We start from the raw sequence: 2350 nt of genomic DNA on the forward strand, positions 1-2350 counted from the left end.
TCTCCCTTGTCCCCCTTGTCCCCCTTGTCCCCCCGCAGCCATAACTTTCAAGGCTTTTAACTTAACTTCACCGGTTTTCAAGTCTAAAGTTTTCTCACCCACGACTTGCAGCCAAGTGCCTTTTGGTAACTGTAAGTTAAAAGCAGCCCTTAAATCTTTAGCTAATTTTACATAACATTCACCCTCAGCAGTTGCCAGCAACAAGCCTTTGAGCTTATAACCGTCTTTGATTGCAAAATCGAGAAATCGTCCTTCAAGGCAAAATTCTGAGACCTGGTTACTATCAAATTTACTCATGATTTTCATAACCTATTTTTAATTGACATATAATATCAAGCTTTATTTTGCCAACAATCTTCAAGAGTGTAAATCATCTCTTGGCGGGAAATTGTGAATTGTCGGATCACGCTCCAGAGTTGAATAGCTGCGGTAACATTGCTAATTTCAACTTTCAATGGCTGATTAGTCTCACACCAACAACGAATATCTAGCTCTTGCAAGCGTTGATAGACTTGCCAGCGATCTACCCAATCCATCTCAACAGTGTGCTGTCCTTCCACTTCTGAACTGAACGATTTCAAAACAATTGCCCTCAAAGTACAAATGTACTATTTTTAATTGAAAATTATAGAAGTTTAACCTCTTAAATAAGAATACCTCAAGTGCAAATAATTCTCATCAAAAATCTCAAAAAAGATTAAATATTTTTTAGAGAGCACGTACAGCGCTAGTTTGAGCACCTAACGACTGGGGTTGTAGGATTTTGCTGTTGCAAAATCAAAGAACGAGACATTTTAGCGGAACGTCTCTACTCAATCTGAAAATTGGAATACTATACTTTGGCTGCAAAGTCTATATATCATCAGATATAGTTATAAATTAGCGATCGCTCTCGCGCCGAAAATAAACAAAACCGAATGCATGTTTAAAACTATATCGATCAGTTTACTTTTCTTTCTTAGATGTTAGTATGTAAGGACAAAAGCAGCTTGCATCTATAACTGCCTAAAAGCGAGGGTAACAATGTCAGAAACGCAAACTATATTACGAAATTTTGGTCAGGTTTATGACAATCCCGTACTACTGGATCGCAGTGTAACCGCACCAGTTTGCGAAGGATTTAACGTTGTCTTAGCTAGTTTCCAGGCACTGTATTTGCAGTACCAAAAACATCATTTTGTAGTAGAAGGTGCAGAATTCTACTCACTACATGAGTTTTTTAGCGAAAGCTACGGACAAGTTCAAGGACACGTTCATGACGTTGGAGAACGCTTAGATGGATTGGGCGGTGTGCCAGTTGCTACCTTCAGCAAGTTAGCAGAATTATGCTGTTTTGAACCTGAGTCTGATGGCGTATATTCTTGCCGTCAAATGGTAGAACATAACTTAGCAGCAGAACAAGCTATGATTAGCTTAATTCGCCGCCAAGCCGCTCAAGCAGAGAGTTTAGGAGACCGTGCCACACGGTATTTGTACGAAACAATTCTGTTAAAAACTGAAGAAAGAGCTTATCATTTAGCTCACTTCCTAGCTAAAGATAGCTTAACTTTAGGCTTTGTCCAACCTGCTCACAGCTAACACCCTCATCATCTAGAGTCATCTAGCCTAGATTGAACAAAAAGTTGTCAGCACTTCTTCTTAAAAAAATATAAAACATGGCAGAGAGCCAAATATCTAACTCTCTGCCATTTTTAATTTAAGTACATATTAAAACATAATATTTAACGTTAAAAATATTTTACTTTAACTAATTAATAAATATTTGCATCTAAACTGATGCATTACTTTAAAATAGAAAATTACACGTTTGAAAAAAAAATCTTTTGTCGTGAGACAAATTACTACTTTAAACAAAAAAGATTTGCAAGTAAGTTGTAAGTTTTACGATGATAATTAAATAAATTTAGGCAGACAAAAGGGGAATTGGGCATTGGGGAATGGGGAATGGGGAATGGGGAGTTAGGAGTTAGGAGTTAGGAGTTAGGAGTTAGGAGTTAGGAGTTAGGAGTTAGGAGTTAGGAGTTAGGAGTTTGGAGTTAGGAGTTAGGAGTTTGGAGTTAGGAGTTAGGAGTTAGGAGTTAGGAGTTTGGAGTTAGGAGTTAGGAGTTTGGAGTTTGGAGTTAGGAGTTAGGAGTTAGGAGTTAGGAGTTAGGAGTTAGGAGTTAGGAGTTTGGAGTTAGGAGTTAGGAGTTTGGAGTTTGGAGTTTGGAGTTAGGAGTTAGGAGTTAGGAGTTAGGAGTTAGGGGTTTGGAGTTAAAAGTCAAAATTTACCTCTGTCCTCCTTGTCCTCCTTGTCCTCCTTGTCCTCCTTGTCCTCCTTGTCCCCCTTGTCCCCCTTGTCCCCCTTGTC

Annotated in this window: 2 protein-coding genes and 1 pseudogene; 1 reads left to right on the forward strand and 2 read right to left on the reverse strand. The window is 38.6% G+C overall.

Annotation, left to right across the window (positions count from 1 at the left end; all coding sequences use genetic code 11):
- Nucleotides 1-297 (reverse strand): annotated as a pseudogene (locus OGM63_RS29480) (hypothetical protein); the annotation flags it as partial.
- 35 nt (nt 298-332) lie between these two features.
- Nucleotides 333-581, reverse strand: a complete 249-nt coding sequence (locus OGM63_RS29485; protein WP_318528572.1) for an Asr1405/Asl0597 family protein — start codon at nt 579-581, stop codon at nt 333-335.
- A gap of 442 nt (nt 582-1023) precedes the next feature.
- Between OGM63_RS29485 and dpsA the strand changes: the two genes are divergently transcribed.
- The gene (gene dpsA / locus OGM63_RS29490; protein WP_263749318.1) at nt 1024-1578 is read left to right on the forward strand and encodes a DNA starvation/stress protection protein DpsA; all 555 of its coding nucleotides are present in this window, start codon (nt 1024-1026) and stop codon (nt 1576-1578) included.
- Nucleotides 1579-2350 lie beyond the last annotated feature (772 nt).

The organism is Plectonema radiosum NIES-515 (assembly GCF_025753815.1).
Lineage (GTDB): Bacteria > Cyanobacteriota > Cyanobacteriia > Cyanobacteriales > Nostocaceae > Hassallia > Hassallia radiosum_A.

What these genes read in the sequence shown, in the direction of transcription:
- dpsA (WP_263749318.1), top strand. Translation starts at nt 1,024, where the DNA reads ATGTCAGAAACGCAAACTATATTACGAAATTTTGGTCAGGTTTATGAC.